The organism is Rhizobium sp. WYCCWR 11152, assembly GCF_013087615.1.
GTDB classification, from domain to species: Bacteria; Pseudomonadota; Alphaproteobacteria; order Rhizobiales; family Rhizobiaceae; genus Rhizobium; species Rhizobium indicum.
This window is the reverse complement of the sequence record NZ_JABFCP010000010.1, coordinates 131,906-158,335: the sequence shown is the minus strand read 5'-3', so window position 1 is coordinate 158,335 and position 26,430 is coordinate 131,906. Positions and strand designations below refer to the sequence as shown.

The window sequence follows — 26,430 nt, the reverse complement described above, 5'->3', positions numbered from 1 at the left end:
ATGCTCTAAGGTGCGACCATCGTCTTCAGACTAGCCGTCATGGGGGATCCGGATGAGATAGCCGGCCGGCTCGGTCAGAAAAAGAGCGGCGCACACCGGGCATGACCGCGGCTTACTCCGCCGCCGGCCCGTAGAGACCAAGCTGTTCGAGAAGCGCCCGCTGCCGGCCGGCATTTTCGGCCAGCAGACCGGTATAGCGATCGATGATCCGGTCGCGGTGGCTCGGGTCGGAGACAACGGAGAGCGCGCCGACGATCGCCGCGACCTTTTCCGAGGTCCGCCGCAATTCGTCCAGCAGTTCCGAATTGCCGCTGATCTCGCTGACCACCCGCTTCGTCACCCTGCCGATTCCGGCCGGTGTGCGGCCGCCTGCCGAGACGTACCCGTCCGGCAGATCACCCTTCAGATTGGTGACCGACTTGAAGCGGATGACATCGAAGATCTGATCGACCGCCTGCTTGGCGCCGGTCACCCGAGAAGGATGGTCGGTATCGGCGGCGGCGTGCGGCAGCAGTTCCAGCTTGCCCTTATGGCGCTCTTCGAGCGGCAGATAGGGAACCATCGGTCCGCTGAGCTTGCCGGTTACTGCATCCTTGAAGAGATCGGCGTCGATTGCCGCATGGGCAATCTTTCCGGATGACAGCGCCTGGTCGAGCGCCGCCGCATCGACGACCTCGCCCCGGTCGTAGTTGACCAGCACCGCACCATCGTTCATCGCGCCGAGAACCTGCGTGTCGACCACCCCTGCGTTGGAGTAGACGCCTGTCGCAGCATCCAGCCGGCCGAGACCGATATGGACGGAGAGCACGTCGGCGCCGGTCGCCGCTTCAACCGGACTTGCGGCGTAATCGAAGCCTTCCGACTCGATCCAGCGCTGGTGATGCTGGCGCGCGTAGATCACCACCTCCATGCCGAAAGCCTTGGCGAGCTTGGCGACTTCGCGACCGATATTGCCGTAGCCGAGAATGGCGATTTTCCGGCCCTCCAGCTTGGCGGTCGGGAAGTCCTTGAGCTGGCGCCCGGTATCAAAGTCGCCGTTGGCGACCATCCGGTGCAGCCTGTCGACGGGCAGGTCGGGAACAACCTTGAGGATCGCCTTCATCGCCATCTGGGCGGTCGCCCGGCTGTTGATGCCGGGCGTGTTCATCAAAGGCGCCTCGCCGCCCTCGCCGTTGCCGCCACCCCAGGAGGCCGAGCCCATATTGCCGGTACCCGCGCCGATGCGCACGCCGCCGAACGGGAAGACGGAAGCCTTCGGGATGAAGGTCGCCGCCGCGATCAGCGCGTCATACTGGCCCTTGTCCGTCTGCGGCAGGATTTCGGCCTCGGTGCTGAGATTTGGCTGGTAGAAGAAATGGATGCGGCCCTTTTCCAGCGCCGCCCTGTCGTCGATCGGGCCGGTATGGAAGACGCCGCCCTTTTCCTTGACATAGGTCCTGATCTCGCTGTCGTCGGGCTCCCCATCGGCGCCGAGGCGCAGGCCGACCAGATCGGCGATCAGCACCGTATAGGCGTGTTCGGGATCGTCCTTGCGGACCATCGCGCCGGCCTTCACAGGCGCCGCGAACGTGACGCCCTGCTTTGCCAGTTCCTCCTCGATCACGACGATCTTGGCGCGCAGATAGGCATATTGCAGGTTCTCCAGCAGCGCGACGATATCGGCCGGCTCGCGGATGCCGCCGACCCAGGCGCGGTAGTCGCCGGGCGTTCCCGGGAATGCGTTGACGTAACGCGCGGCGTCGAGGCCGGGCTCGAACGCGCCGTTCGGATGGGTAAAGCCCTCATAGCCGAGCAGTTGCTTCGAACGTGCGATAATGCGGGCATGGATCGCAGGATCGGTAATGCCGGCGTCCTCAACCTTTAGCAGCGTCACTGCCGCACCGCGCCGCTCGGCATCGGTGACGGTGAGCGAAAACAGCGGGTGCGACTCGACCCAGCCGTCGATCACCGCCCGATTGGCCGCAGACCGCTTGTTGAGCTCGACCACCGAGCCGACCCGCGCCTCGGACTGCAGGAGGCCGAAGGTGGTTTCGGCAAAGGCAAGCGCGCTGTAGGTATTGATGACGCCGCCGAGCATGCGGTCTTCCGCTGCATCGTAAAACGGCCCGGCATCCACGGATCGCTTGGCTGAAAGCGGCTGCCGGGCATCGATCGGCGGCGCGATCTTGAGCTGGCGCGGGATCGCCCAGGACGGATCCTGCTGGTTTTTCTCAACGAGCGCCAAAGCATGCGGTGTGAAGGAGGCGACGAAATACCCCGACACCCCGCCGATCGCCTTCTGGAACGGCATGAACAAGCAGCATTTCGCCATCACGGCATCGACCAGCTCGGGCTCCCAAGGCATGGCGCCCAGCATCGACGTCGCGTCGAACACTGCATGACGATTTGCCGGATCGCCATCGATCCAGTTCAGCAGCTCGTGGATCTCACGGCTGGTATAGGCATTGGCGCCGGTCGTCTCGTGGCCGACGCCGACGAAGATCGACACGCCGAGAGCGGAAAGCTCGGCGGCCGTCGGAATCACACCCTCGGAGGCGGCAAAATGAATGCGGCTTTCGCAGCCCTTTTCGGCGAAGCGCTGCATCTCGATCAGCTGTGTGGCCCAGGACTGACGGAAGAAGCCTGCCGCGCGGGCCGGATCGCTTTCCGGGCGCGGCGTATCGACGTAGACGCGCTGCGAGGCGTCGTTGGCGTTCATCAGGTGCTGGACGCAGACGGTATAGCCGCTGTGGCCGCCGCCGAGTCCCACAGCCATCCGGTTCGCCTTCGGGAAGTGGAAATAGCGGTGGATCGCCCGCATCATGTCGGTCAGAATTTTATCCGCCGGGTAGCCGCGGTGCATGCTGCGGGTAATTTCGGCGGTGGTGAAGCCGCCGATATCGTTGCCCTTGTCGTCGAACTTGCGATAGGTCTTCTCGATCCATGTATCGAAAGCGATGCGCCGCAGGCGGCTATCCACTTCGTCGGTGGTCGCATCCGTGATCGGACCGACGCCGAAAAACGGATTGGACGGCAGCTTCGGTGATCCCGACTTCGTCAGTCGGAGCGCTTCAAGTCGCTGTTCCTGCATCTGCTCGATATTTGTCATGATCTGCCTATCGGATTGAAAGGAAGGTGGGCAAGGCATTGTAGGAGCGGCCTTGCCCGGAAGAAGAACTCAAAGCGCCCCGTCCGGCGCCATTCGCGACGTTTGGATAGCGCGACCGATCAGCGCTTTGGGTACGGCAGATCCGGGCCAGCCTGCATCACCGATTATGCCACCCGATACTTGCGTCCAATCAAACTATCTGGAAACCGTGCGCCAGCGGATCGCGGTCATCGACGAATATTGTGTTGTGCCCGATGATTCTAGCCCAGCCGCCGACGCTTGGCTTGATGCCCTTGAACGGGCCGACCATGGTCTCTGCCTCGACGCGGCCTTCAAACACGGTGCCGATCAGGCTCTGCTGGCGGAACGTGTCTCCAGGACGCAGCCGTCCTTTGCCGTGTAGCTGCGCCATGCGCGCCGATGTTCCGGTGCCGCCCGGCGAGCGGTCGATCGCCTTGTCGCCGTAGAAGACCGCGCCGCGTCCGTCGGCATCCGGCCCACTCATATTGTCGCACCAAAGGGCATGATGGAGCCCGCCTATTCTCTCGTCTTCGGGGTGCACCGGATCGCAGATCGTGGCCAGCGCGTCGCGCAGCTTACGGCTGAGATCGACGATGTCTGCAGCCGTCATGCCATCAAGGCCCTGCCAAGCGTCCTGCGGCTCGACGACCGCATAAAAATTGCCGCCATAGGCAATGTCGACCACCAGCTTTCCCAGACCCGCGACGTCGACTTCGACATCCGCCGCATGGAGATAGCTCGCGACGTTGAACATACGGACGGATTCGACAAATTCGCCAGGCTTGTCGTAGGAGATATCGACCCTTCCCGCCGGCGTCTCGATGGACAGCCGACCTGGGATGCGAGGCGTCACCAGCCCCTCCTCGATTGCGGCGGTGACAAGTCCGATAGTGCCCGCCCCGCACATTGGTAAGCAACCGCTGACCTCGATGAAGATCACCGCGAAATCACAATCCTCGCGGTAGGCGGGATAGATGATCGCGCCCGACATGATGTCATGGCCGCGGGGCTCGAACATCAAGGCTTGGCGAACCCAATCATGGTCGCGGACGAAAAGCTCGCGGCGCTCGGCGATCGGGAGATGCGGCAGCATCGGGCCGCCGCCTGCGACCAGCCGCACGGGATTGCCGCAAGTATGGGAGTCGATACAAAAGAAGCTGCGACGCATGAGTTTTTCTTTCGATCAGGCCTTACACGCCAAGATTGCGGCGGCCCTGCAAGGCGCCCTTCGACAGCCGGTCGAGAAGGATAGCGACCGCGACGATGGCCAGTCCTGCCCTCAGACCCAACCCCATTTCCATGCGCGTCAGCCCGCGGGTGACTTCGGCACCGAGGCCCCCTGCTCCGACAAGTCCGGCCAGCACGACCATTGCAAGGGAGAGGAGGATGCACTGGTTGAGGCCGACCAGAAGCGTCGGTGTGGCGGAAGGGATTTCGATCTTGAACAGGATCGCCCGGGGCGGAGCACCAGTGGCCTGGCCGAGTTCCAGAAGATCCTTGGGAACCTGTTTGAACGCCAGCGTCGTCAGACGCAGCATTGGCGGAACACCATAGACGATGGTGGCGATGATCGCCGGGACACGGCCCAGACTGAAGATCATGACGGCGGGGATGAGATAGACCCATGGCGGCACGGTTTGCATGATATCGAGCACCGGCCGGATGGCGGCTTCGAATTTTCTATAACGCGACGCGATCACGCCGAGCGGAAAGGCGATTGCCACCGAAATGATGACCGCGACGGTAACCAGAGCCAGCGTCTGCATCGACGCAATCCAGAGCCCCGTCAAGAAGCAGAAGATGAGTGCGACAGCCGCCACGATCGAAACCCTGAGGTTGATGAGGAATGCTGCAAGAAGCACGACCACGAGGATCACCGCGTAAGCCGGCGGATAAAGCAGGACAGCTTCAATTCCGCCGAGCACAGCCTCGATGAACTTCGTCACGGCATCAAAGAAGGGGTGAAAATTGGTGTTGAGCCAATCGACCACCGGAGCGAGGTAGGCGCCGGGCGAGAACCGGAAAAGATCAGCGTTCATCTTACACCTGCCTTCGCATGACGCGCAGCGCTTTGCGTGAGTCTGTCGAGAACCATGGTCAGGATGACGATGGCAATCGCAGCGTTTATAGAGGTAGCGATATCAAGCGTGCGAACCGCCCCGTAGATCGTCTCGCCCAAGCCGCCGGAGCCGACGATGCCGGCGATCACGACCATGCCGAAGGCCATCATCAGGCTCTGGTTTATGCCGGCCATCACACTCGGGATGGCGAATGGCAGTCTGATCTTGGTAAACATCTGCCACGGTGTCAGGCCACTCGCCTGTCCAAGCTCGATGAACTCGCGCGGCGTCATGCGGATACCAAGCGACGTAAGGCGGATCGCCGGCGGCATCGCAACGATGACGGTGGCTACAAGCGCCGTCGCAGGGCCATAACCCAGCAGCGCGATTGCGGGAAGCAGATAGATATAGGGCGGCAGGGTCTGGATCAGGTCGAGCATCGGCTCGAGGAACCTGTCGAAGGATTTGACGAAGCCCGCGACGATGCCGATGGGGATGCCGACGGCAAGGGCGAGGATGGTCGCTGTTGCCACGAGCGCCAGGGTGCTCATGGTTTCGGTCCACAGCCCCATGATCGCGCAGACCATGATCGCGATGCCAGCGAGAATGCCGGATGTCAAATTTATCAGCCGCCAGCTCAGCAGCGCCACGATGATTGCGACAACGTAGAAAGGCGGCAGTTGAAGCAGCCAGAGAATGCCTGCATAGGTGCCTTCGAGGACCGACCGCAGGAACTCGAACAGCCACTCGCCGTTGTCGCTGATCCAGCTGAGAGCATCATCCGTCCAGGTATCGAAAGTATCCGTTATGACCGAGGTGTCCATTCGCCTTCTCCCTTAAGCTGGCATCTCTCCGAGAGGCGCTCCGGCTACGCCGCGAAGCAAGCCGCGGGTGGTGACGACACCGATAACGGCTCCGTTCTCGACGACTGCCACGGCGTCACGGTCGGACTGCATGGTGAGATCGATGAGTTCGCCGATATCGGCCTCGGGCGAGGTCTTGAGAAGCGTTTCGACGTCGCAGTGCGGCTGCGCGGCTTTGAACTCGGCGACGGGAAACATCACCGAATGCGCCTTTACCAGGTGGATCCGGGAAATGCCCGCGACGAAATCGGAAACGTAGTCGTCCGCAGGTTTCGTGACAATTTCCTCGGCCGTGCCGACCTGCACGATCACGCCGTCCTTCATGATTGCAATCCGGTCACCGATGCGAATAGCTTCTTCGAGATCGTGGGTGATGAAGACTGCCGACTTGCCGAGCGACTTCGTCAGCTGTCTGAATTCATCCTGGAGCTGCCGGCGGATGAGCGGGTCGAGAGCGCTGAAGGGTTCGTCCATCAAGATGATTTCAGGATCGGCAGCAAGCGCGCGCGCAAGACCGACGCGTTGCTGCATGCCGCCTGACAGCTCGGATGGATACCGGGAGGTCCAGTCAGAAAGACCTACCTTGTCGAGTGCGGCCCGTGCCGTCTTCTCGCGCTCAACTTTGGGAACTCCGCGAACCTCAAGGCCGAATGCGGCATTCTCGATGACCGTTCTGTTGGGAAGGAGCGCTACGCTCTGGAAGACCATACCGATATTGCGCGCGCGCATGTCACGGAGTTCGGCGGGATTGAGCTTGGCGATCTCCTTGCCTTTCACCGTGATCTTGCCGAGACTCGGCTCGATAAGGCGGTTGAGAAGGCGAATAAGCGTCGACTTGCCGCTGCCCGAAAGCCCCATGATGCAGAAGATTTCGCCACGTCGGACCTGCAAACTGGCACCGGACACCCCGACCACGCAGTCGAACTCTTGCAGGATTTGGGTCTTGGACAATCCTCGATCGGAGACGGCCTTGACGGCCGCCGACGCCCGGCCGCCGAAGATTTTCCAGACGTTCTGGCAGTCGACCAATACTTCGTTGGAGTCATTCATCGCAGTGTTCATTTCGTTCCCCGCGGGCCGGTCTGATGCTGGCCTGTTGCTCGTCCATGGTAGAGGATGCGGGCCGCCGACCGTGGCGACCCGCGGTTGGCGTCACTCGCTCTTGATGTTTTCCCAGCGCTTGATGAGATCGGCGTGGCTTTCGGTCCACGCTGCAATGGCCTCATCCATGGTCTTGCCGTCGTTGACTGCGCTGTTCATGGCAGTGATATCGGCAAGCGGAACGTAAATGCTGGCGATGACTTCACGCGCATGCGGATAGTCGGCAGAGAAGCCTTTCTTGCCGATCCAGTAGTAGCTCTGCGGCGGCGGGAAGACACCCTTGGGGTCCTGGAGGAACTTGACGTCGTATTTCTGCATCATCCAGGACGGTTCCCAGATGGTAACGGCGATCCATTCCTTGCGGTCGACCGCCGACTTAAGGGCGGCAGTCATGGCAGCCGTGCTGCCTTCGACCAGTTGGAGCTTGAGGTCATATTCCTTGACCGAGTTGCTGGTGTCGCGCATCAGACCGGAACCCGGCTCGATGCCGACGATCTTGCCGCCAAATTTGTCGGCGTTTTCGTTGAGCTGCTCCATGGAGTCGATCGGCACGTATTTCGGCACGGCGACGCCCTGGAACAGACCATGAGAAACCGGGGAGATTTTCTCGAGGCGGTTCTTGTTCTTGTCCCAGTAATCCTGGGCGACGTAGTCCGTCTGCGAGGCGAGCATCTGGATGTCGCCCTTGGTCAGAGCAGCATAGGCGATGCCCCACTCGGAGAACGGCACGACCTTGACGGTGTAGCCCTTGTCTTCCAGAACCTTCTTGGTAATGCCGGTGATCGGCGTGAGATCCTCCCACGACATCGTTCCGATCGTGATGCTTTTTTCCTCCGCCTGAGCGGACGTCATGGTCATCCCGACCATTGCCGCAGCGCAGAGCGCTTTCCACAAAGCCTTCATTGTTGTTTTCCTCTTCTTACGTTCCCATTCTCGTTGAAAACCGGCGGGTCGCCTCAGTCTTCAGATTGCGCGGCAAGGGATCATCCCTCGCGGCCTGCACGCAATTCCTGCAAACGGATCACCGAATTGATGCCCAGCCATGCGATGGGCTCGGGTGGAAGCCGGGACGGCTCGGGGTGATCCATGTATCGTTCGAGATGCCGGGACGTGGTCCCGGTCGCCAGTTCCGCCGCCATCATGCCGGCGAGCGTGCTCTTCACGGTACCCAGCCCGTTTTCGCAGCAGGCGGAGTAAAGCCCTTCTTCGATCTCGCCGAAGGCGGGCACGTGGTTCAGGCTCAGGCAAAGGCGCCCGGCCCAGCTATGTTCGAACGGTATGCCCTCGAGGGCGGGAAAGCGCGCATCGAGCGAAGCCCGATGGGCCTTGGCCATCTTCGCCATCCGCCGTTCGGTCACGGCCACCTTCGTTTCGTAAGTATACTTGGTCCGGATCACGATCCGGGACTGGCCTGAAGAGGAGATCTTACGGACCGTAGCTCCCATCGCATCCGCCGGAAGCAATGCCCATCTCTCCCGTCCCGACGCCTTGCGGCCGATGTCGTCGTCGGAGAAAGGGGCAGTCATCGAGGCATAGGCGAAGATATGCATCAGACGACCGCGATAATGGCCGAAGTCGTCGATATGTCCGTTGACGCCCAGGATAACCTTCGGGGCGACGACCTTGCCGCAAGGGGACGTTGCAATCCAGGTCCCGTTTTCCCGCTTCAACGACGTGACGGGAGAGCGCTCGAAGATATCCACCCTGCCGGAGAGCCCTTGGGCGAAGCTCCGGATGTAATCGGCGGGCTGGATCAGCACCGCCCCCGGCGTATAGATTCCACCGCGATAGAATTCCGTTCCGGTGATCTCGCGCATATCCGCGGCGTCGAGATAGCTGTGCTTTTCGCCTGCACCGGTCAGCGATTCTCCGAAGCTCTGGTTCAGCTTCAGGCCCCTCGCCGTGGCCGCAGCGTTGATCTTTCCGGCCGGATCAAACGTCTCGCGAGACATTCCGTATTCTTCCGCCGCCTGTTTGGCGAAGGCTATCGCGGAACGGTTCTGCTCCATCTCCAAACGAGTGGCGTTCAAGCCGCCGCTCGAATATTCACTGGATGAAAGGGTGTGCGGGACGTCGATCATGAAGCCGGAATTGCGACCCGACGTCCCCTTCCCCAATTCGCTCGCGTCCAAAATGACAATCTTGTCGTCCGGACGCAGTTCGAGCAGACGACGGGCGGCGGAAAGGCCCGCAAAGCCCGCGCCGACGATCAGCCAGTCCGCGGTCACGTTGCCATCGAGGCTTCGGATCGGAAACGAACGTCGACTGATCGCCTCCCAACCCGAGATGCCGTTTTCGACCGGCAAGCGTTTGACGGACTTGGTGATCATCGGATCGTCTCGTCCACCGAGCGTTCCGAGATGTCGATCCAGATCGTCTTCAGTTCGCAATAGTTGTCGTGGGCAAAGATCGACTTGTCGCGTCCGCCGAAACCCGACTCCTTGTAACCGCCGAACGGGGTGGTCGCGTCACCCTCGCCGAAGCAATTGACGGTGACCAGTCCAGCGCGGATTTCGCGCGAGAGCCTGATCGCCTTGCGCAGGCTGCCGGTGTAGACCGATGCCGTCAGGCCATAATTCGTGTCGTTGGCGAGCGCCACGGCCTCGTCGAGGGAATTGAAGGTCGTGACCGACAGGATGGGTCCGAAAATCTCTTCCCTGAAAAGCCGGCTCTGCGGCGTGACGCCATCAACCACCGTCGGCTCGATGAAGATGCCCTTCTGGGTTTCTCCCCCATGAGCGATCTCCAGCTTTTCCGCCTTTGCGTCGTCGAGGAACGACTTCACCTTCTCGAAGTGATTTTTGCTGACCAGTGCGCCGATGCGGTTGTCAGGGTCGAGCGGGTCGCCCGTCCTCCATTCGCGCATATAGGCACCGATGCGCTCGAGCAGTTCGTCCTTGATCTTGGAGTGGACGATAAGCCGCGATGTCGCCGAGCAATTCTCGCCCATGTTCCAGAAGGCACCGTTGACCACCTGTTCGGCAACGAGATCCAGGTCTTCGGCGTCGTCCAGCACGACCGCCGGGTTTTTACCGCCGCATTCGAGGACGACTTTCTTAAGATTGCTGTCTGCTGCATATCGCAGGAAACGCCGGCCGGTCGGCGTCGATCCGGTGAAGGCCACCATATCGACGTCCATGTGCATGCCGAGCGGTTCGCCGACATCCTTGCCGCTTCCCGTGACGACGTTGAGAACGCCAGCCGGAATACCCGCCTCATGGGCAAGCTCGGCGACACGAAGCGTCGTCAGCGTGGTTTCCTGGGCTGGCTTGATGATCACCGAGCAGCCCGCTGCAAGCGCCGGACCGATCTTCCAGGCCAGCATCAGCAGGGGAAAGTTCCAGGGTAGAACGCAGCCGACGACGCCGATGGGCTCGCGCACCACCATGGTCAACGCATTTGGTCCCACAGGATTGGTGTTGTCGTAGAGCTTGTCGATCAGTTCGGCGTGCCAACGAATGGTGTGGATGGTATCCGGAATATCGACGGTCTGGCATTCGCGAACCGGCTTACCGCTGTCGATGCTCTCCATGACGGCGAGCTCATGGCGATTTTCTTCAAGGAGCTTGGCGAATCTGAGGAGAACGGCTTTCCTCTCGCCGGGAGACTGAAGGTGCCAGCGGCCATCGTCGAAGGACTGCCTGGCTTTGGCGACAGCATCATCCACATCGCTTGCGTCACAGGCTGCGATTTCGGCCAGGAGGTCGCCGGTCGCAGGATTGGTTGTTTTGAACGTCTTTCCCGAATTCGCCGGACCGAAGGCGCCATCGATGAAGGCGTTGGTGGCCAGTTGGAGGCTTGCGGCAATTGCCCTGTATTCGGCGGCTGTCAAAGGTTCATGCATGATTTGCTCCCGACGTGATCTGGGCGACCGTGCGCTTCAAGGTGGTAACGACAGTCTGGAGGGTTCTTTTTTCTTCCGAATTGAGCGGGCGAAGCGGCGCGCGAACCGGCCCCGTGCTGAGACCGATCAGTTCGCAACCGTGCTTGATCGACTGGACGAACTTCCCGCATTCGAGGAAATCCATCAGCGGCAGCATCGCGGTCATGATGGCGCGGCCCTTGTCGAAATTCTTCTCGTTCACGCAGGCTTCGTAGAGAGCCACGTGTTCACGCGGAAGGAAGTTAGAGCCGGCGCAGACCCAGCTCTTTGCACCCCAGGCGAAGAATTCCAGCGCCTGGTCGTCCCAGCCGCAGGACAGCGAGATGTGCGGGAATTTGCGGGCCAGCAAATGGAGATTGGCCATGTCGCCGGAGCTTTCCTTAATGGCGACGACGTTCTTCGATTTGCCCACGCGGGCGAAATATTCTTCGCCCATCACGACGCCCATGCGGGCCGGATAGTTGTAGAGCATGATCGGCATGTTGGCTGCGCGGTCGATGGTGAGCGCGTGAACGGCATTCTCGCGCTCTGTGGGCAGCGCATACGGAGGGGACGAGACCAGGATAGCATCGGCGCCGATTTCCTTCGCGGCCGTGGCGTATTCGACGGAGTCTTCCGTCCGCGTCGCACCTGTTCCGATGATGAGCGGCAGGCGTGTGCCGATGACATCCTTGGCATAGGCGGCCAGCTCAAAACGTTCCTGGGCGCTCTGCGCATAATACTCGCCGGTCGAACCGCCAACGATGATGCCATGGACCTTCGCTTCGATCAGCGATTCTAGTACGGCGGCGAAGCCTGGCCTGTCTATTTGCCCATCAGGGTTTAGCGGGGTCACCGCCGGAGTGTAGATACCTTCGAATTTCAAGACGATTTCTCCATCGCTGCGGCGGGCACTTCGACGAGTGCGTCAGCCTTCATTCCCTGTGGTGCAATGAACATCTCCATGTTCTCCCGCGACAATTCCCAATGTTCGAACACCAGGTCGACGACCGCGTCCTCATCGTGGGCACCGATGGCGGAGATGAAACCGTCGTGATGTTCGACCGCCAATTGCAGCCGCTGGCGCATGTCGTCGTTGCGCGGCCGGAAGAAAGTGTGGCCGATCCGTGCGTGGTCGATGAGCAGGCGGCCGAGGCTCGGCTGCAGATAGGCGTTGGCCGACATCTCGCCGATGATCTCGTGGAACCGGTTGTTCTCCAGCACCATCGCGAGAGCGTCGCCGGACACACTTGCCGTGCGGAAGCGTTCCTGCGTGTCCTTAAGGTTTCCGAGCTGCTTCGGCTTGAAGTTCTGGACGGCGAGGCGACCGATCGCTGCGTAGATCATCGGCGCGACCAGAAAGAAGTGCCTGAGCGTCTGGTGGTTCATCGGGATGACGCGCGCGCCGCGGTTCGCCCGGATGTCGACGTAGCCCTCGCCTTCGAGACGTCGGAAGATTTCCCGAACCGGCGTGCGCGAAAGCCCGTACTGCTCGCTCAAGCCTACCTCGTCCAGATCCTGATCGGGGTCGAGCTCCATCGTCAGTATCTGCCGCTTGAGATCGTCGTATAGATCGTTTTTGCCGCTTCTCACGTAAACCTCCTGCACATCGCCGTGTCGGGCAGATCACATGATCTGCGTCAATAAAGTCAGGTTTGCATGGGCCGAGACATGAGTCAATAAAAATGTATAAACTGAGTATACAGTGATTGTTATGAGAAAATACACTCCTTTCTCGCCGCGTTAGAGCGACCGAAATGCCCTACGGACGTCGGTTTTTGCGCACGAATGTGGTGATGTGCCTCGACGCGTTCATGCCGTTTTCGCCCGTGACCGATTGCAACGGCGTAGCTGGCTTTGGCTTTCCCATGGTCGGGAGCGAAGTCTCTGGATCAGGATTTCGGGAGAAGAACGCCGACGGCGAATTCCTCGGCGCTGGTCGAGCGCCCGCCTTGCGCCTTGCGATATTCCCCCGGCGTGAACCCATGCTCAGCACTCAGGGCCCGGGACAGGTGTGGCGCGTCACAGAACCCTGTGGCCATCGCAATCTGCGTGATCGTCCAGTCCGTGGTGCGCAAAAGCGAAAGCACTCGATCCAGCCGGAGTTCGAGATAGAGCTTGGCCGGACTGATCTTCAGATCCGTCAGGAACCGCCGCTCGAGCCCCCGTCGTCCGACGCCAAGCTCGTCCGCCAGGTCGATGACCGTCTTCGGTACTTCGATATTTTGCTGCATGCGCAGGATTGTTTTCTTCACCAGCGGATCGCTCGCTATGCGCCTTGTTTGTTGACCCGGCTGCGGCTTTTCTCCACTCAACGCATTGTCGATCATCATGATGTTCAGGCTTTTAATGGCGGCAGACTGGCCCACGTGCCGCTCAACCAGGAAAGCCGCCAGATGGGCTGCCCCGTGACCTCCAGAACATGTGAGCCGATCGCGGTCGATGACGAAAATCTGGTCGGCGACCAATTGCTCTGCGCTGAATCGGTCAAGAAAATCCTGATGATGAAACCAGCTGACGCAGCATCGATAACCGTCGAGCAATCCTGCCTCATGCAGGATGAAGACGCCTGTGCACAACCCAATGATCGGGACGCCGATTTCGGCGGAACTCTTCAGAAAGCGGATTGCCTCGGCTGTGAGCGCGCTCTTGTCGCCGATCAGGCCACCAACGACCACTATGTAATCATATCGTTCCGCATGTTTAAGACGCGTATCCGGTTGCACCTTGACGCCGCAACTCGACTGCACGCTGTTCATGTCGTCCGACAGAACGGTCCATTCGCATAGAATAGGCCGGGAGCGGTCAGCCTCGTCGGCGGCGAGGCGAAGCACATCGACAAAATTCGCGAATGCCGAGAGCGTGAACCGGTCGGCAAGAAGAAAAGCGACACTTAGGCGCTTTTTGGTGCGAGGCGCGATCATGCGCAAATATTCAATCAAAGCGACGCAATTGTCCAGACGTGCGTTGTGAAATCTCTCTACGTTCCAGGCCACCATATCTCCAACAAGCAGGCACGCCATGACGCGCTTCAACGCACTCAATCTCCTGCGGCATGCACTGACCGGGCATAAGCACTGGGATGAGCAATGGCCGCAGAAAGAGCCAAAAGCCGAATATGACGTTGTCATCGTCGGCGCCGGCGGCCACGGCCTGGGGGCCGCTTATTACCTTGCCAGCCAGCACGGCATCACCAACGTCGCCGTCATCGACAAGGGCTGGCTTGGCGGTGGCAACACCGGTCGCAATACGACGATCATCCGTTCCAACTATCTTTATGACGAGAGTGCGCGCCTTTACGATCACGCGGTTGATCTTTGGGAAGGGCTGGGCCAGGAGCTTAACTACAACGTCATGTATTCGCGTCGAGGCTGCCTCATGCTGGCTCATACCGTGCATGACGTTCAGAGCTTCAAGCGGCATATTCATGCAAATCGGCTGAACGGTGTCGACAACCGATGGCTGACCAAGGAAGAGGCCAAGGAATATTGCCCTCCCCTGGATCTGTCACCCAACGCCCGTTACCCGGTGATGGGCGCCGCCCTTCAAGAGAGGGCTGGCACAGCCCGTCACGACGCCGTCGCCTGGGGATATGCGCGCGGTGCAGCGGCGAGAGGCGTTGATATCATCGAGAACTGCCCGGTCACCGGGATCCGCCGCAACGCCGACGGTTCGGTCGCCGGCGTCGAAACGGCCAAGGGATTCATCAAGGCAAAAAAGGTTGCGGTCTCGGCGGCCGGCCATACCTCGGTCGTCATGGAAACCGCTGGGGTGCGGTTGCCGCTGGAGAGCTACCCACTGCAGGCATTAGTTTCCGAGCCGATCAAGCCAATTTTCCCGTGCGTGGTGATGTCGAATGCGGTCCACGCCTATATCAGCCAGTCAGACAAAGGCGAACTGGTCATTGGATCGGGGACCGATCAGTACACGTCCTACTCGCAACGTGGAGGACTGCCGCTGATCGAGCATACGATCGCCGCCATCGTCGAGATCTTTCCCATCTTCAACCGCATGCGGATGCTGCGAAAATGGGGCGGCATCGTCGATGTCACACCCGATCGCTCGGCTATTCTCGGTAAGACACCGGTTCCCGGGCTGTACGTCAATTGCGGCTGGGGCACCGGCGGTTTCAAGGCCACGCCGGGAGCGGCGCACACCTTCGCCTGGACCATCGCGAAAAACGAACCTCATCCGATCAATGCGCCCTTCACGCTTGAACGCTTCCGTTCCGGCCGCCTGATCGACGAAGCCGCCGCCGCCGCCGTAGCACATTGAGGACATAACTGATGCTGCTGATCCGTTGCCCTTACTGCAATGAAACCCTGCCCGAGGCGGAGTTCACCTACGCCGGCCAGGCCCACATCGTTCGCGCGTCCGATCCTTCGTCACAGACCGACGAGCAGTGGGAGGAGTTTCTGTTTATCCGCGCCAACGTCAAAGGCCCGCACTACGAACGCTGGCGGCACCTGCATGGTTGCGGCCGGTTTTTCAACGCGGTGCGCGACACGGTCAGCGATCGGTTCCTGACAACCTATGCAGCGGGCGAGCTGCGCCCCGATCTTGCTACATTGCCCGGCCTGCCAGCCGGTTCGGAGGTGCTGAAATGAACCAGTATCGCGTTTCGGATCGCGGCCGGGTAGACACCGGACGTCCTGTTGTCTTCAGCTTCGACGGCAAGACTTATCACGGCGCAAAGGGCGACACGGTAGCCTCGGCGCTGCTGGCGAACGGCGTTCATCTGATGGGGCGGTCGTTCAAATATCACCGTCCACGCGGCCCTATTGCCGCGGGTTCGGAGGAGCCCAATGCGCTGATCGGCACGCGGCGCGGCCCTGGCCGCTTCGAGCCGAATACCCGCGCTACCGTTCAGGAAATCTGGAACGGGCTCGAAACCAACTCGCAGAACAAGTATCCCAGCTTGAAATTCGACGTGGGGGCGGTCAACGACGCCGCCTACATGCTGTTTTCGGCGGGCTTCTATTACAAGACGTTCATGTGGCCCAAGAGTTTCTGGAACAAGGTCTATGAGCCCTTCATCCGCGCGGCTGCCGGTTTGGGCGTGTCTCCCAAGGAGACGGATCCAGACACCTATGCGTCGCGCAACATGCATTGCGACGTCTTGATCGTCGGCGCCGGACCGGCGGGGCTGGCGGCAGCGCGCGCGGCAGCGGTCGATGGCCTGAAGGTCGTCGTCGTGGACGAAAACGGTGAAGCTGGCGGCACGCTTCTGTCCGAGCCGCAGGCCCATATCGGCGGACGCCCGGCATGGGACTGGCTGGCTGCCGAGTTGAAAGCTCTCGATGATCTGGGCGTCAAAATCATGACCCGGACCACAGCAATCGCCTATTACCACCAGAACATGATCGGCTTGTGCCAACGCTTGACCGATCACCTCGAGGCCCTGCCCAAAGATACGCCACGCGAACGCCTGTGGCGGGTGCGGGCGCGCCAGGTCGTGCTGGCGCAGGGTGCGCTTGAAAAGCCGCTGGTCTTCCATGGCAACGACCGTCCGGGTGTGATGCTGGCCGGTGCGGCCCAAACCTATCTGAACCGCTATGGCGTCAGGGTCGGCAATATGCCTGTCGTCGTCACCAGCCATGACAGCGCGTGGTACGCAGCCTTCGATCTTCACGGCGCGGGCGCCCGCGTCCAGGCGATCGTAGACACCCGTAACAACGTACGGGAGGAACTGGTGAACGAGGCCCGCGCCTTGGGAATTCCGGTCAAGCTGTCTCATACGGTAACGTCGACCTCGGGGCGTCTGCGCGTCAACTCGGTCGGCGTCAGCCGGGTCGACGGCCAGACGGTCCACTCGGGGCATAGGATCAAATGCGATGCCGTGCTGATGTCGGGCGGCTGGACACCCTCCTTGCATCTTTTTTCGCACACCCAGGGCAAGATCGCATGGGACGACGAACGCACGACTTTCCTGCCGGCGCTCACCCGAGAGGATTGCGTGATCGCTGGAGCCGGACGAGGGCTCTGGGGCATCGAAGCGGCATTGAAAGATGGCGCCGAGCGCGGTCGCGAGATCGCTGCCGCCCTCGGCAAAACCGGTGCGTCGATCGGCTATGCCGTAGATCATGACCGGACCGGCACTGGCGTGTCACACACGGAGCTGCCGACCGACCGCAATCCGGGCAAGGCCAAGGCTTTCGTCGACTACCAGAACGACGTGACCGCCAAGGACCTGCGTCTGGCCGTCCGCGAGGGCATGCGCTCGATCGAGCATGTCAAGCGCTACACGACCAACGGCATGGCGACCGATCAGGGAAAAATGTCGAATATCAACGGTCTGAACATCGCTGCCGATGCGCTCGGCAGACGTCAGCCCGAGGTTGGTCTGACCACCTTCCGTCCGCCCTATACGCCGACGACTTTCGGAGCTTTTGCAGGTTATCATCGCGGCGTTCATTTCGAGGTCACCCGCAAAACGCAGATCGACTCGTGGGCCGAAGCGAAAGGCGCGGTTTACGAGCCGGTCGGACAGTGGCGGCGCGCCTGGTATTTTCCGAAGCCGGGCGAGGATATGGACGCTGCCGTGAGCCGCGAATGCCGGGCCGTGCGCAAAAGCCTTGGCATCTTCGATGCGTCGACTCTCGGCAAGATCGAGGTCGCAGGTCCCGATGCGGTCGAATTCATGAACCGTATGTACACCAACCCCTGGTCGAAGCTTGCGCCGGGGCGATGCCGCTACGGTCTGCTTTTGGGCGATGACGGTTTTATCCGTGACGATGGTGTCATCGGCCGCATGACCGAGGATCGCTTCCACGTCACAACCACCACCGGCGGCGCGGCGCGTGTGATGAATATGATGGAAGACTACCTCCAAACCGAATGGCCCGGCCTCAACGTCTGGCTGACCTCGACCACCGAGCAATGGTCCACCGTTGCGCTGAATGGCCCGAATGCGGCGAAACTGCTGGCGCCGCTGGTCGAGGGGATCGAACTGACGGAGGAAGCCTTCCCGCATATGTCCTGCGTCGAATGCACCGTCGCCGGGATGCCTGCACGACTGTTCCGTGTCAGCTTTACCGGCGAGATCGGCTTCGAGGTCAACGTGCCCGCGCCTCTCGGGCGCAGGCTATGGGAGACGCTCTGGGAAGCAGGCCAGTCATATGGCATCACCGCCTATGGCACCGAAACGATGCACGTTCTGCGAGCCGAAAAGGGCTACATCATCGTTGGTCAGGATACTGACGGCACCGTCACGCCCTATGATGCGGGTATGGGCTGGGCCGTGGGCAAGAACAAGCCGGATTTTGTCGGCAAGCGTGGCTTAGCGCGCCCGGATTTGGTGGCCAAAGGCCGCAGGCAGCTTGTCGGCCTTCTCACCGAGGATCGCTCGAAGCTGGAAGAAGGAGCGCAGATCGTCTTCGACCCGAAGCAGGCAATTCCGATGACGATAGTGGGGCATGTGACCTCTTCCTATCATTCGGACGCAGCCGGCCAGCCGATCGCGCTGGCGCTTGTCGAGGGAGGCCACGACCGGATTGGAGAGACGGTCTACATCCCGATGCCCGACCGCACCATTGCCGCGAAAATTGCCGGGACCGTGTTTGTCGATCCCGAAAACACCCGCCTGAAAATCTGACCCGGAGATGAAGATGAGCACGCAGATTTCTTCTCTGACACCCGGCGTCCTGGTCGAAACCGGAGCCGTACGGGTCGCAGTCTTGCCGGAGCGGGGACGGTTGTCGCTGCGCTCCCGCGGCGACCCTGCGGCGCTGAACAAGGCTCTCGGTCTGACGCTTCCTGATCGGATCGGCCGGCGCGTCATCGCCGGCGAAACCGAAGTCATCCGGCTAGGTCCCGACGAATGGACGATCCTCGTCCCCGTCGGTGAGGTGACTGGGCTTATTGCCGCCTGTGACGCAATCTATGTCGAGCATCCCCACAGCCTTGTCGATATTTCAGGGCGTGAGATCACGCTTGAGATCGAGGGCCCGAAAGCGGTGGAGCTGCTGGCGCTCGGCTGCGCCCGCGACGTCGAGATCATCCCGGTCGGTGAGGGTCGCAGGACGGTTTGCGACGGAACGACGGTGATCTTGTGGCGCGATTCCGGGGACCGCTTCCGTATGGACATCTGGAATAGTTTCGCACCGCACCTCGGCCATCTGTTTGAAATCGGCAGCAAGGAACTTGCTGCAGAAATCGCCTTATCCTGAAAGGAAAATCCAATGTTTGACCGTTTGTCACAAACCACCGTTTCCGACGTGGCGGTTGCCAGCGCCATCGCCGAAGAACTTGAGCGGCAGAAGACCCAGATCGAGCTGATCGCTTCGGAGAACATCGTTTCTCGGGACGTTCTGGCGGCGCAAGGATCGGTGCTGACAAACAAATATGCCGAGGGCTACCCAGGGAAACGCTACTACGGCGGCTGCGAATTCGTCGACAAGGTCGAGCAGGTGGCCATCGACCGGCTGAAGCAGCTCTTCGGAGCAGAATTCGCGAATGTGCAGCCGCATTCCGGCGCGCAGGCCAATCAAGCGGTCTTCCTTGCGCTTCTGCAGCCCGGAGATCGGATCATGGGTCTGTCGCTCGCCCATGGCGGGCACCTCACCCACGGATCGCCGGTGACCATGTCGGGTAAATGGTTTGATGTGGTCTCCTATGAAGTCGATGCCGACACACATCTCATCGATATGGAAAAGGTCCGCGAGAAGGCTCTGGAGACGAAGCCAAAGTTGATCGTCGCAGGTGCCTCGGCCTATCCGCGCCAGATCGACTTTGCCGGATTTCGCAAGATCGCCGACGAGGTCGGGGCCTATTTGATGGTCGACATGGCCCACTACGCCGGTCTGATCGCAGGCGGCAAATATCCGAACCCGGTGCCCCACGCCCATGTCGTCACCTCGACCACCCATAAGACCCTGCGCGGGCCGCGCGGGGGTGTCATCCTGACCAATGATGCCGACCTGGCGAAGAAACTGAACTCCGCCGTTTTCCCCGGCAATCAGGGTGGCCCCCTGATGCATGTCATTGCTGCCAAGGCCGTGGCGTTTGGTGAAGCGCTGCGGCCTGAGTTTGCTGATTACGCCGGCCAGGTCATCTCCAATGCCCAAGCCCTGGCAAGAGTTCTGAAGGACGGTGGCCTCGGGATCGTTTCGGGTGGTACGGACAGTCACATGGTCCTGGTTGATCTGCGCCCGAAAGGCGTAACCGGCAAGGTGGCTGAAATTGCGCTGGAACGCGCGGGCCTGACCTGCAACAAGAACGCAATCCCGAACGATCCGGAAAAGCCCTTCGTTACCTCAGGAATTCGTTTGGGGAGTTCGGCTGGAACCACGCGCGGCTTCGGTGAAGCCGAGTTCGAAAAGATCGGCGTGCTGATCCTGACTGTTATCGATGCGCTGTCGCAGAACCCGGAGGGCATCGCCGAGTCCGAGGCGGAGGTGCGCACACAAGTCCGCGCTTTGTGCGAGGCTTTTCCGATCTACGGTTCGTAAATGAACCCATCGGTCTTCGAGATCGGGATTGCGTGGTGCCGCGGATATAGGCATTGCCGGCAATCTCTGATCTACCGCGCCGCGCGTCTGAAAAGACGCGCAAAGGACGCTGTAGCACTTTGAATTGCTGCATAATTTTATCCGTAAATCGATTCCGATTTACGGAATTATGCAGTAGTCTCGCACTCTCTCCGCCGGGCAGTTCAGCCGCAGGCTCATGACATTCGAAACGAGCGAGAGCTGTACTTTCATGACCACTCACCGCTTCATTCCGACGAGCTTTCACAATGTCATCGGCTCTCTTTCGCCGGCCCTGCACATCGCCGACGGCGATACCGTCGTCACCGAGACGCTCGACGCCGCTGGGCATGACAAGGACGGCATCAAGCAGGCATCCGGCCCCAATCCGATGAACGGCCCGATCTTCGTGGAAGGTGCTGAGCCCGGGGATGCGCTGAAGGTCGAGATCATCAGCATGATCCCGACCAAGGACACGGGTTTCACCCGTAGCGTCGTCGCGGCCAATGTGGTCGATCCAGAGGCGGTTCGTGACCTGCCGCCGCGCGATATCGCCATCTGGGCGATCGACCGTGAGGCCTTGACCGTCCGGCTTTCCGAGCCGGTCGGCGGCCTCGAAAATTTCGTTCTGCCACTCGCCCCGATGATCGGCTGCTTCGGCGTGGCGCCCAGCCTCGGCCAGGCGATATCGACCGCAACCAGCGGCGAATATGGCGGCAACATGGATTATCGGTTGTTCGGCCCCGGCACCACGGTCCGCTTGCCCGTAGCGGCCCCCGGCGCCTTGTTCTTTCTCGGCGACTGCCATGCCGTGCAAGGGGATGGCGAAATCGTCGGAACCGGCGTCGAGACGACATTCGAGGTCACGGTACGGCTGACGGTGGAAAAGAAGGCCGGACTGGTCTGGCCGCGCGGAGAAACGGCCGAAGACATCTTCACCATCGGCAACGCCCGGCCCCTCGATCAGGCGCTCCAGCACGCCACCAGCGAAATGTTGAATTGGCTGGCAGCGGATTACGGCCTGGACAGAACGGCGGCCAGCCATCTGCTCGGCCAGGTGGTGCGCTATGATGTCGGCAATGTCTTCGATCCGGCCTATACGATGGCTTGCCGTGTTGCCAAGAAATGGCTGGTTCGCCGATAGAGGGTCCCCGGCAGGACTCCTCCCCATGCGTGATTGAGGCTATCGTGACACAGCCTGCCGGATGTCGGGACGAAATGGTTCAAGGGCAGCGGAAAGCCCCGTGCGGCCACGGCGGATTTCACCGACGCCGGCTTCCGCTCCGATCAGACCTTTGTTGTGCGCATCGCCGAGCCTGACGATCAGATCGGCGTAACTTTCCGAAAGTCCTGCGCGGATCAACGTTGCCGGCCAATCGGCACGCGGCAGTTCGTGTGCGACGACGCGCCGAGTCGATAACCGCCCCACGGCCGCAGCGATCTCAAGCGCCGTGTATTCGCGCGGCCCCTCGCCATGGACGATCCGCGGCGAAGGGCCATGATCCTGGTCAGCCAGCAGAAGGTCGGCGGCCATATCACCGATATCGGCGGCGGAGACGGTCGGGAAGGGTCGCGCCAGCGGCTGGTGCATGCTCGGCATCACGCCGGTCTCGCCGGCGATCTTCAGGTAGCGTGCCCAGTTTTCCATATGTTCGGCCGAACGCAGGAAGCTCACCCTGGTGCTGCAGCGCCGGAACCGCTCCTCCATCGCGCGGAACAAGCTGGTAATGCCGGTATCGATCGTCAGATGCGCGCCGTAATCCGAGATCGCCAAGATGCGCGGCGGCCGGGCGGCATCGATCGCCTCCGCCATCCGCTCGATCGACTGCAGCATCTGGCGGCTGGCATCGGCGGCGCGCGGATCGATCGGGCAGATGAGCTGTACAGCCGTCGCATCGTTCATCGCGGCGGCCATGGCTTCGACATCGCCGACCTCGGCCATGGCGATCTGGCATCCGAGTGCCGCAAGGAGCGCAGCCTTGGCGGGATCACGGAGCACCGCCCTGACGGGGGCGCCCTCGGCCCGAAGCCTTGTTATCGTTGCCTTGCCGACCTTGCCGGTGGCGCCGAAGATGACAAACATGATCATTCCTTCCTCTGTTCGCTGTCGAAGGAAGATGTACTGCCGCCAGGGGCATTGCCTGCGCATTCAGCCGATCCGTTGCAGGATCGGCCACTTTTCGTCAATTACGCAGGCGGGCGATGGTGCCGGGGCTGACGCCAAGCAGCCGCTTCATGCTGTTTGCCATATGGCTTTGATGCGCGAAGCCTGCTTCCAGCGCGATTTGGCTCAGCGGCAGGCTGGAGCTCCGGATCAGTGCCTCGGCACGCGAGATCCGGCGATGCATCACATACTGATGCGGCGGCATGCCGAAACTGTTTCGAAACTGCGTCTTCAGGTGCGAGAGGCTCAGTCCGGCAAGACCTGCCAGTTCTGCAAGGGAAAGCGACGTGTCGAGATTATCCTCGATGTAGTCGGTGAGCATCCGCTTCTGACGGGGCGAGAGCGCTCTGCCGTTATCCACCGGACGGGAGGTATCGCTGCCCGCCTCGACCAGACGGAGCGCCAAGGCTGTCGCCAGCGTATCAGCATAGAGATTGTCGGACGGCACATCCGCCTCGAGTTCCGCCTTCAAGGCCCAGACGATTGCCTCGAGCCGCGGATCGCGGAGTTGAAATTGCGGCACGATTGCCGTCGCGGGATCGCGGCCGAGGTCGATGGCAGCCCGATGGAAAAGATCCTTGCTGATCTTCAGCCGCAGGATCATGCATTCGCGGTCGTCCTCCCAGACGCCATCGAGGCCGGCTGGCACCACGTCGATATCGCCATGCTTCTGCAGTCGGCGATGCTCCCGCCCGTCACAGCGGCATTGCGCCCGCACCGGTCGGCCGACATGGATTCCGAGGCGATGATAGGGCGTGCCTGAAATATGCGTGCGGCCGGGCGGAATGCGCAAAAGCTCGGCCTCCAGACCGCGCCAGGCACGGCCCTTGCTCGTTGCGAGGATTGTCGCGCTTTCTGTTTGAGGATGATCGTTCATCGGTCCGTTCCGTTCGCTCTTGAATGGGACGGAGACTATCGCAAGCGCCACTGCCGCGGCAAGAAACGGTGTAGCCGGCGCGGGCGAGTTTTCTCAATCGCGCCGCGACAGGAAACCAGAAACGGTCGCCAGGCAAAGCTGCTTTTCCTCGACATGCGGCATGTGGCTGGAATTTTCGAAGAGCACCCATTCGCAGCCCGGAACGCGTTCGAGATAAGGCCTTACCACCAAGGGTGTCGCCTCGTCGTATTTTCCCGAGATCAGCAGCGTCGGGGCTTCGATGCGGTCGAGCCTGTTCTCGATCGTCCAGTCCTTCATGGTGCCGATGACGTGAAATTCGGTCGGGCCGTTCATGTTACGGTAGACCGTGTTGTCCTCGTCCATGATCGCGAAGGTCCGCGCCACTTCAGGCGGCCACGGCACCACCCGGCAGACATGGCGGTCATAGAAGACACGCGAGGCGGCGATATATTCCGGATCGGTGAGGCTTCCCGCCAGTTCATGCTTCAGCAGCGTGTCCTGCACCTCTTTCGGCAGTTCCTGCCTCAGCCGGTTCGCCTCCGAAACCCAGGTGTGCATGTTGGCCGGCGAGTTGGCGATAACAAGTGCCTTCAGGCCTTGCGGCCGGCGCACCGCATGTTCGGCACCAAGCATGCCGCCCCAGGACTGGCCGAGGAAGGCGTAACGATGCTGAATGCCGAGATGGGAAAGCAGCGCGTCCAGCTCCTCGAGAAACAGGCCGACCGTCCAGAAATCCGGGCCCTTTTCCGGAAGGCGGGTGGAGTTGCCGTTGCCGAGCTGGTCGTAATGGATGACCGGACGACCGTCGAGGGCGGCTATATCCTTGAAGGAATCGACATAATCATGGGTGCAGCCCGGTCCGCCATGGGCGACGACGAGAGGCAGCTTGCCGCTCTCCAGCGAACCCGTGACGCGATACCAGGTGCGATAGTCGCGAAAGGGCAGATAGGCTTCGTTGGTCGTGACTTCGCCCACGGGCGTCTCCATCTCTTAGCGGTATGAAAAAAGCATAACGCGGCGGCAACGGGGAAGGCAGCTATCACAAGTTATAGGGTGGCCAATTATGGGTCGGCCGGTCTTCGAGCAGACGGTAATGGGTGGCGCGCACCACGGCCTGGGTGCGGTTGCGGGCGCCGAGTTTCTTTGTCGCGGCGTTCAGATGCATCACGACAGTCGGTACGGAACGGTCGATGATGCGGGAAATTTCCTTGGCGGAGTAGCCTTCCGCCGAATGGCGCAGGCATTCCCGTTCCCGCTCGGTCAGGCGGATCGTGCCGACGCTCTTCGCCCGCGTATCGAAAAGCGAATAGGCGGTCTCATGGAAAACATGGGCAAGCAGGTTGAAGTCGGCGATATAGCGCAGTGCGTGCCGTTCGAAATCTTTGTTCCGGCCGAAGCGGATACCGGTGACGGTCGCATAGTCGCCGCGTGGCATATGAACCGGGACGGTGACACCGGTAGACATATCGCGTTCGCTTAAATAGCGGGTCACCGGCGCGGTGTCGTCGTTCATGAAACGGTTGATCAGCGTGTCGGCGTCCGGGTCATAGTTCCAGAAGAAGGGTGCGGAGGTGCGCAGCGCCACCTGCTGCACCGGATCGATACGGAAATAGCCGCGATTGAACCAGTAGTCGTGCATGTCGTCTGAAATATTCCGCAGCTTCAGCAGCGATGGTATCATGATCGCGCCGTCGAGATCGTAGGGAACGGGTGTATAGTCGTAGATCAGCGCCTCGAAGCCGATCTGCTTCATCGCCTCGAAGGCCTGGTCGATTCGGCCGTCCAGCGTTTCGTGTGCTGTAAACTGCCGTCTGATCGTTCCAATGTCGTCAAGAATGGGCTCGTCAAGCATGGGCTGCTCCCAGGTTCGGCATGGTGCCCACCCTATCACTTCTTATAGCTGGCACAGAATGGGATTTAAGGTAAAAATTTAGCCATGCCCAAATATTGAGCAAGCGAAATCTTCTGCCGGAGCGATCAATGTGGCGTGAAATACAGCCGGACGAACGATTCGAGATCGATGTCGATGGCTATCGCGTCGTTGCCTATAGTTTCGGGACCGGCACAGAGACGGTTTTCTGCCTGAACGGCGGGCCGGGTCTGCCCTGCGATTACCTGCGCGAAGCGCATTCCTGCCTCATCGACAAGGGCTATCGCGTCGTCGCCTTCGATCAACTCGGCACCGGCGCCTCCGACCGGCCGGACGATCTCTCGCTCTGGACGATCGGTCGTTATGTCGAGGAGACGGAGACGGTGCGCAAGGCGCTGGGGCTCGGCAAGGTTCACATGCTCGGCCATTCCTGGGGCGGGTGGCTGGCGATCGATTATGCGCTGACCTATCCCGAAAACCTCAAGACGCTGATCCTCGAAGATACCGTCGCCGACATGCCGCATCTGATCTCGGAACTGGAACGGCTGCGCGCAGCGCTCGGTCCCGAAACCGTGTCGATGATGCAGAAGCACGAGGCGCAGGGCACCTACAATCATCCCGAATATCTCGCCGCCGTCACCATCCTCAACTACCGCCATGTCTGCCGTCTGCCGGAATGGCCGGCGCCGGTGCGCCGCTCGCTCGACGATTGGAACATGGTGCCCTATGAGACGATGCAGGGACCGAACGAGTTTCTCTATATCGGCAATCTCAAGGACTGGAACCGCATCCCCGATCTGCCGCGACTGACGCTGCCGGTGTTCATCACGACGGGAGAGCATGACGAGTTGACGCCGGCCTGTGCGCTCAGGATGAAGCTTGCGCTGCCGAATGCCGAGCTGAGGGTATTTGCCAATGCCAGCCATATGCCGTTCTATGAGAACCCGCAGGATTATTATCCGGCGCTTCTCGATTTTCTCGCCCGGCACGAGGCAGGCTGATGCAACAGGAAGCGGACCGAACCCGACGAAGACAA

Annotated in this window: 22 protein-coding genes; 7 read left to right on the top strand and 15 right to left on the bottom strand. The window is 61.0% G+C overall.

Annotation, left to right across the window (positions count from 1 at the left end):
- Positions 1–112 precede the first annotated feature (112 nt).
- The 11 genes from G9X67_RS20915 to G9X67_RS20865 all read right to left on the bottom strand — a co-directional run bounded on the left by G9X67_RS20915 (position 113) and on the right by G9X67_RS20865 (position 13,919).
- The gene (locus G9X67_RS20915; protein WP_171599572.1) at positions 113–3,088 is read right to left on the bottom strand and encodes an NAD(P)-dependent oxidoreductase; all 2,976 of its coding nucleotides are present in this window, start codon (positions 3,086–3,088) and stop codon (positions 113–115) included.
- A 190-nt stretch (positions 3,089–3,278) separates the two neighbouring features.
- On the bottom strand, positions 3,279–4,277 hold the full coding sequence (locus tag G9X67_RS20910) for a 4-hydroxyproline epimerase (RefSeq protein ID WP_171599571.1): 999 nt from the start codon (positions 4,275–4,277) through the stop codon (positions 3,279–3,281).
- A 22-nt stretch (positions 4,278–4,299) separates the two neighbouring features.
- Positions 4,300–5,148, bottom strand: coding sequence for an ABC transporter permease subunit (locus G9X67_RS20905; protein ID WP_171599570.1), 849 nt, complete (start codon positions 5,146–5,148; stop codon positions 4,300–4,302).
- Positions 5,145–5,993, bottom strand: coding sequence for an ABC transporter permease subunit (locus G9X67_RS20900; protein WP_138389893.1), 849 nt, complete (start codon positions 5,991–5,993; stop codon positions 5,145–5,147). Before G9X67_RS20900 ends, G9X67_RS20905 begins: the two co-directional genes overlap by 4 nt.
- 12 nt (positions 5,994–6,005) lie before the next feature.
- The gene (locus tag G9X67_RS20895) at positions 6,006–7,094 is read right to left on the bottom strand and encodes a glycine betaine/L-proline ABC transporter ATP-binding protein (protein ID WP_138334160.1); all 1,089 of its coding nucleotides are present in this window, start codon (positions 7,092–7,094) and stop codon (positions 6,006–6,008) included.
- 90 nt (positions 7,095–7,184) lie between these two features.
- The gene (locus G9X67_RS20890) at positions 7,185–8,036 is read right to left on the bottom strand and encodes a glycine betaine ABC transporter substrate-binding protein (protein ID WP_062941731.1); all 852 of its coding nucleotides are present in this window, start codon (positions 8,034–8,036) and stop codon (positions 7,185–7,187) included.
- A gap of 80 nt (positions 8,037–8,116) precedes the next feature.
- On the bottom strand, positions 8,117–9,463 hold the full coding sequence (locus G9X67_RS20885) for an FAD-binding oxidoreductase (RefSeq protein WP_171599569.1): 1,347 nt from the start codon (positions 9,461–9,463) through the stop codon (positions 8,117–8,119).
- On the bottom strand, positions 9,460–10,977 hold the full coding sequence (locus tag G9X67_RS20880) for an aldehyde dehydrogenase (protein ID WP_171599568.1): 1,518 nt from the start codon (positions 10,975–10,977) through the stop codon (positions 9,460–9,462). Before G9X67_RS20880 ends, G9X67_RS20885 begins: the two co-directional genes overlap by 4 nt.
- Positions 10,970–11,881, bottom strand: coding sequence for a dihydrodipicolinate synthase family protein (locus G9X67_RS20875; protein ID WP_171599567.1), 912 nt, complete (start codon positions 11,879–11,881; stop codon positions 10,970–10,972). Before G9X67_RS20875 ends, G9X67_RS20880 begins: the two co-directional genes overlap by 8 nt.
- Entirely contained in the window at positions 11,878–12,588 is a 711-nt protein-coding gene (locus tag G9X67_RS20870) for a GntR family transcriptional regulator (protein ID WP_138334152.1), read from the bottom strand. The genes G9X67_RS20875 and G9X67_RS20870 overlap by 4 nt, the downstream gene beginning before the upstream one ends.
- Before the next feature lie 299 nt (positions 12,589–12,887).
- Positions 12,888–13,919, bottom strand: a complete 1,032-nt coding sequence (locus G9X67_RS20865; protein ID WP_138334304.1) for a GlxA family transcriptional regulator — start codon at positions 13,917–13,919, stop codon at positions 12,888–12,890.
- A 97-nt stretch (positions 13,920–14,016) separates the two neighbouring features.
- Between G9X67_RS20865 and G9X67_RS20860 the strand changes: the two genes are divergently transcribed.
- The 6 genes from G9X67_RS20860 (at position 14,017) to G9X67_RS20835 (ending at position 21,606) form a co-directional block, all read left to right on the top strand.
- Complete coding sequence (locus G9X67_RS20860) at positions 14,017–15,270, top strand: sarcosine oxidase subunit beta family protein (protein WP_171599566.1); 1,254 nt, start codon at positions 14,017–14,019, stop codon at positions 15,268–15,270.
- Between the two features lie 11 nt (positions 15,271–15,281).
- Positions 15,282–15,602 (top strand): sarcosine oxidase subunit delta, encoded by a 321-nt coding sequence (locus tag G9X67_RS20855; protein ID WP_171599565.1) that lies wholly within the window; start codon positions 15,282–15,284, stop codon positions 15,600–15,602.
- Positions 15,599–18,589, top strand: a complete 2,991-nt coding sequence (locus tag G9X67_RS20850; protein WP_171599564.1) for a sarcosine oxidase subunit alpha — start codon at positions 15,599–15,601, stop codon at positions 18,587–18,589. Before G9X67_RS20855 ends, G9X67_RS20850 begins: the two co-directional genes overlap by 4 nt.
- A 13-nt stretch (positions 18,590–18,602) precedes the next feature.
- Positions 18,603–19,163, top strand: coding sequence for a sarcosine oxidase subunit gamma family protein (soxG, locus tag G9X67_RS20845; protein WP_171599563.1), 561 nt, complete (start codon positions 18,603–18,605; stop codon positions 19,161–19,163).
- A gap of 12 nt (positions 19,164–19,175) precedes the next feature.
- Positions 19,176–20,444: a serine hydroxymethyltransferase gene (gene glyA, locus G9X67_RS20840; RefSeq protein WP_171599562.1), complete on the top strand. Its 1,269-nt coding sequence runs from the start codon at positions 19,176–19,178 to the stop codon at positions 20,442–20,444.
- A 250-nt stretch (positions 20,445–20,694) separates the two neighbouring features.
- Positions 20,695–21,606, top strand: coding sequence for an acetamidase/formamidase family protein (locus G9X67_RS20835; protein ID WP_138334141.1), 912 nt, complete (start codon positions 20,695–20,697; stop codon positions 21,604–21,606).
- Between the two features lie 39 nt (positions 21,607–21,645).
- Here G9X67_RS20835 and G9X67_RS20830 read toward each other — a convergent pair whose 3' ends face one another.
- From G9X67_RS20830 to G9X67_RS20815, 4 genes are all read right to left on the bottom strand, one after another.
- A complete protein-coding gene (locus G9X67_RS20830) occupies positions 21,646–22,551 on the bottom strand; it encodes an NAD(P)H-binding protein (protein ID WP_171599561.1) in 906 nt (301 codons plus the stop codon).
- 94 nt (positions 22,552–22,645) lie between these two features.
- Positions 22,646–23,503 carry an AraC family transcriptional regulator gene (locus G9X67_RS20825; RefSeq protein WP_138334137.1) on the bottom strand — a complete coding sequence of 286 codons (858 nt, stop codon included), beginning with the start codon at positions 23,501–23,503 and terminating at the stop codon, positions 22,646–22,648.
- Between the two features lie 93 nt (positions 23,504–23,596).
- The gene (locus G9X67_RS20820) at positions 23,597–24,499 is read right to left on the bottom strand and encodes a proline iminopeptidase-family hydrolase (RefSeq protein WP_138334135.1); all 903 of its coding nucleotides are present in this window, start codon (positions 24,497–24,499) and stop codon (positions 23,597–23,599) included.
- 64 nt (positions 24,500–24,563) lie between these two features.
- Complete coding sequence (locus tag G9X67_RS20815; protein ID WP_171599560.1) at positions 24,564–25,376, bottom strand: LuxR family transcriptional regulator; 813 nt, start codon at positions 25,374–25,376, stop codon at positions 24,564–24,566.
- Between the two features lie 128 nt (positions 25,377–25,504).
- Between G9X67_RS20815 and G9X67_RS20810 the strand changes: the two genes are divergently transcribed.
- Entirely contained in the window at positions 25,505–26,395 is an 891-nt protein-coding gene (locus G9X67_RS20810; protein WP_171599559.1) for a proline iminopeptidase-family hydrolase, read from the top strand.
- Positions 26,396–26,430 lie beyond the last annotated feature (35 nt).

Coding starts and splice junctions, on each gene's coding strand:
- G9X67_RS20915 (WP_171599572.1), bottom strand. CDS start 3,088: ATGACAAATATCGAGCAGATGCAGGAACAGCGACTTGAAGCGCTCCGA.
- G9X67_RS20910 (WP_171599571.1), bottom strand. CDS start 4,277: ATGCGTCGCAGCTTCTTTTGTATCGACTCCCATACTTGCGGCAATCCC.
- G9X67_RS20905 (WP_171599570.1), bottom strand. CDS start 5,148: ATGAACGCTGATCTTTTCCGGTTCTCGCCCGGCGCCTACCTCGCTCCG.
- G9X67_RS20900 (WP_138389893.1), bottom strand. CDS start 5,993: ATGGACACCTCGGTCATAACGGATACTTTCGATACCTGGACGGATGAT.
- G9X67_RS20895 (WP_138334160.1), bottom strand. CDS start 7,094: ATGAACACTGCGATGAATGACTCCAACGAAGTATTGGTCGACTGCCAG.
- G9X67_RS20890 (WP_062941731.1), bottom strand. CDS start 8,036: ATGAAGGCTTTGTGGAAAGCGCTCTGCGCTGCGGCAATGGTCGGGATG.
- G9X67_RS20885 (WP_171599569.1), bottom strand. CDS start 9,463: ATGATCACCAAGTCCGTCAAACGCTTGCCGGTCGAAAACGGCATCTCG.
- G9X67_RS20880 (WP_171599568.1), bottom strand. CDS start 10,977: ATGCATGAACCTTTGACAGCCGCCGAATACAGGGCAATTGCCGCAAGC.
- G9X67_RS20865 (WP_138334304.1), bottom strand. CDS start 13,919: ATGATCGCGCCTCGCACCAAAAAGCGCCTAAGTGTCGCTTTTCTTCTT.
- G9X67_RS20860 (WP_171599566.1), top strand. CDS start 14,017: ATGACGCGCTTCAACGCACTCAATCTCCTGCGGCATGCACTGACCGGG.
- G9X67_RS20855 (WP_171599565.1), top strand. CDS start 15,282: ATGCTGCTGATCCGTTGCCCTTACTGCAATGAAACCCTGCCCGAGGCG.
- G9X67_RS20850 (WP_171599564.1), top strand. CDS start 15,599: ATGAACCAGTATCGCGTTTCGGATCGCGGCCGGGTAGACACCGGACGT.
- soxG (WP_171599563.1), top strand. CDS start 18,603: ATGAGCACGCAGATTTCTTCTCTGACACCCGGCGTCCTGGTCGAAACC.
- glyA (WP_171599562.1), top strand. CDS start 19,176: ATGTTTGACCGTTTGTCACAAACCACCGTTTCCGACGTGGCGGTTGCC.
- G9X67_RS20835 (WP_138334141.1), top strand. CDS start 20,695: ATGACCACTCACCGCTTCATTCCGACGAGCTTTCACAATGTCATCGGC.
- G9X67_RS20830 (WP_171599561.1), bottom strand. CDS start 22,551: ATGATCATGTTTGTCATCTTCGGCGCCACCGGCAAGGTCGGCAAGGCA.
- G9X67_RS20825 (WP_138334137.1), bottom strand. CDS start 23,503: ATGAACGATCATCCTCAAACAGAAAGCGCGACAATCCTCGCAACGAGC.
- G9X67_RS20815 (WP_171599560.1), bottom strand. CDS start 25,376: ATGCTTGACGAGCCCATTCTTGACGACATTGGAACGATCAGACGGCAG.
- G9X67_RS20810 (WP_171599559.1), top strand. CDS start 25,505: ATGTGGCGTGAAATACAGCCGGACGAACGATTCGAGATCGATGTCGAT.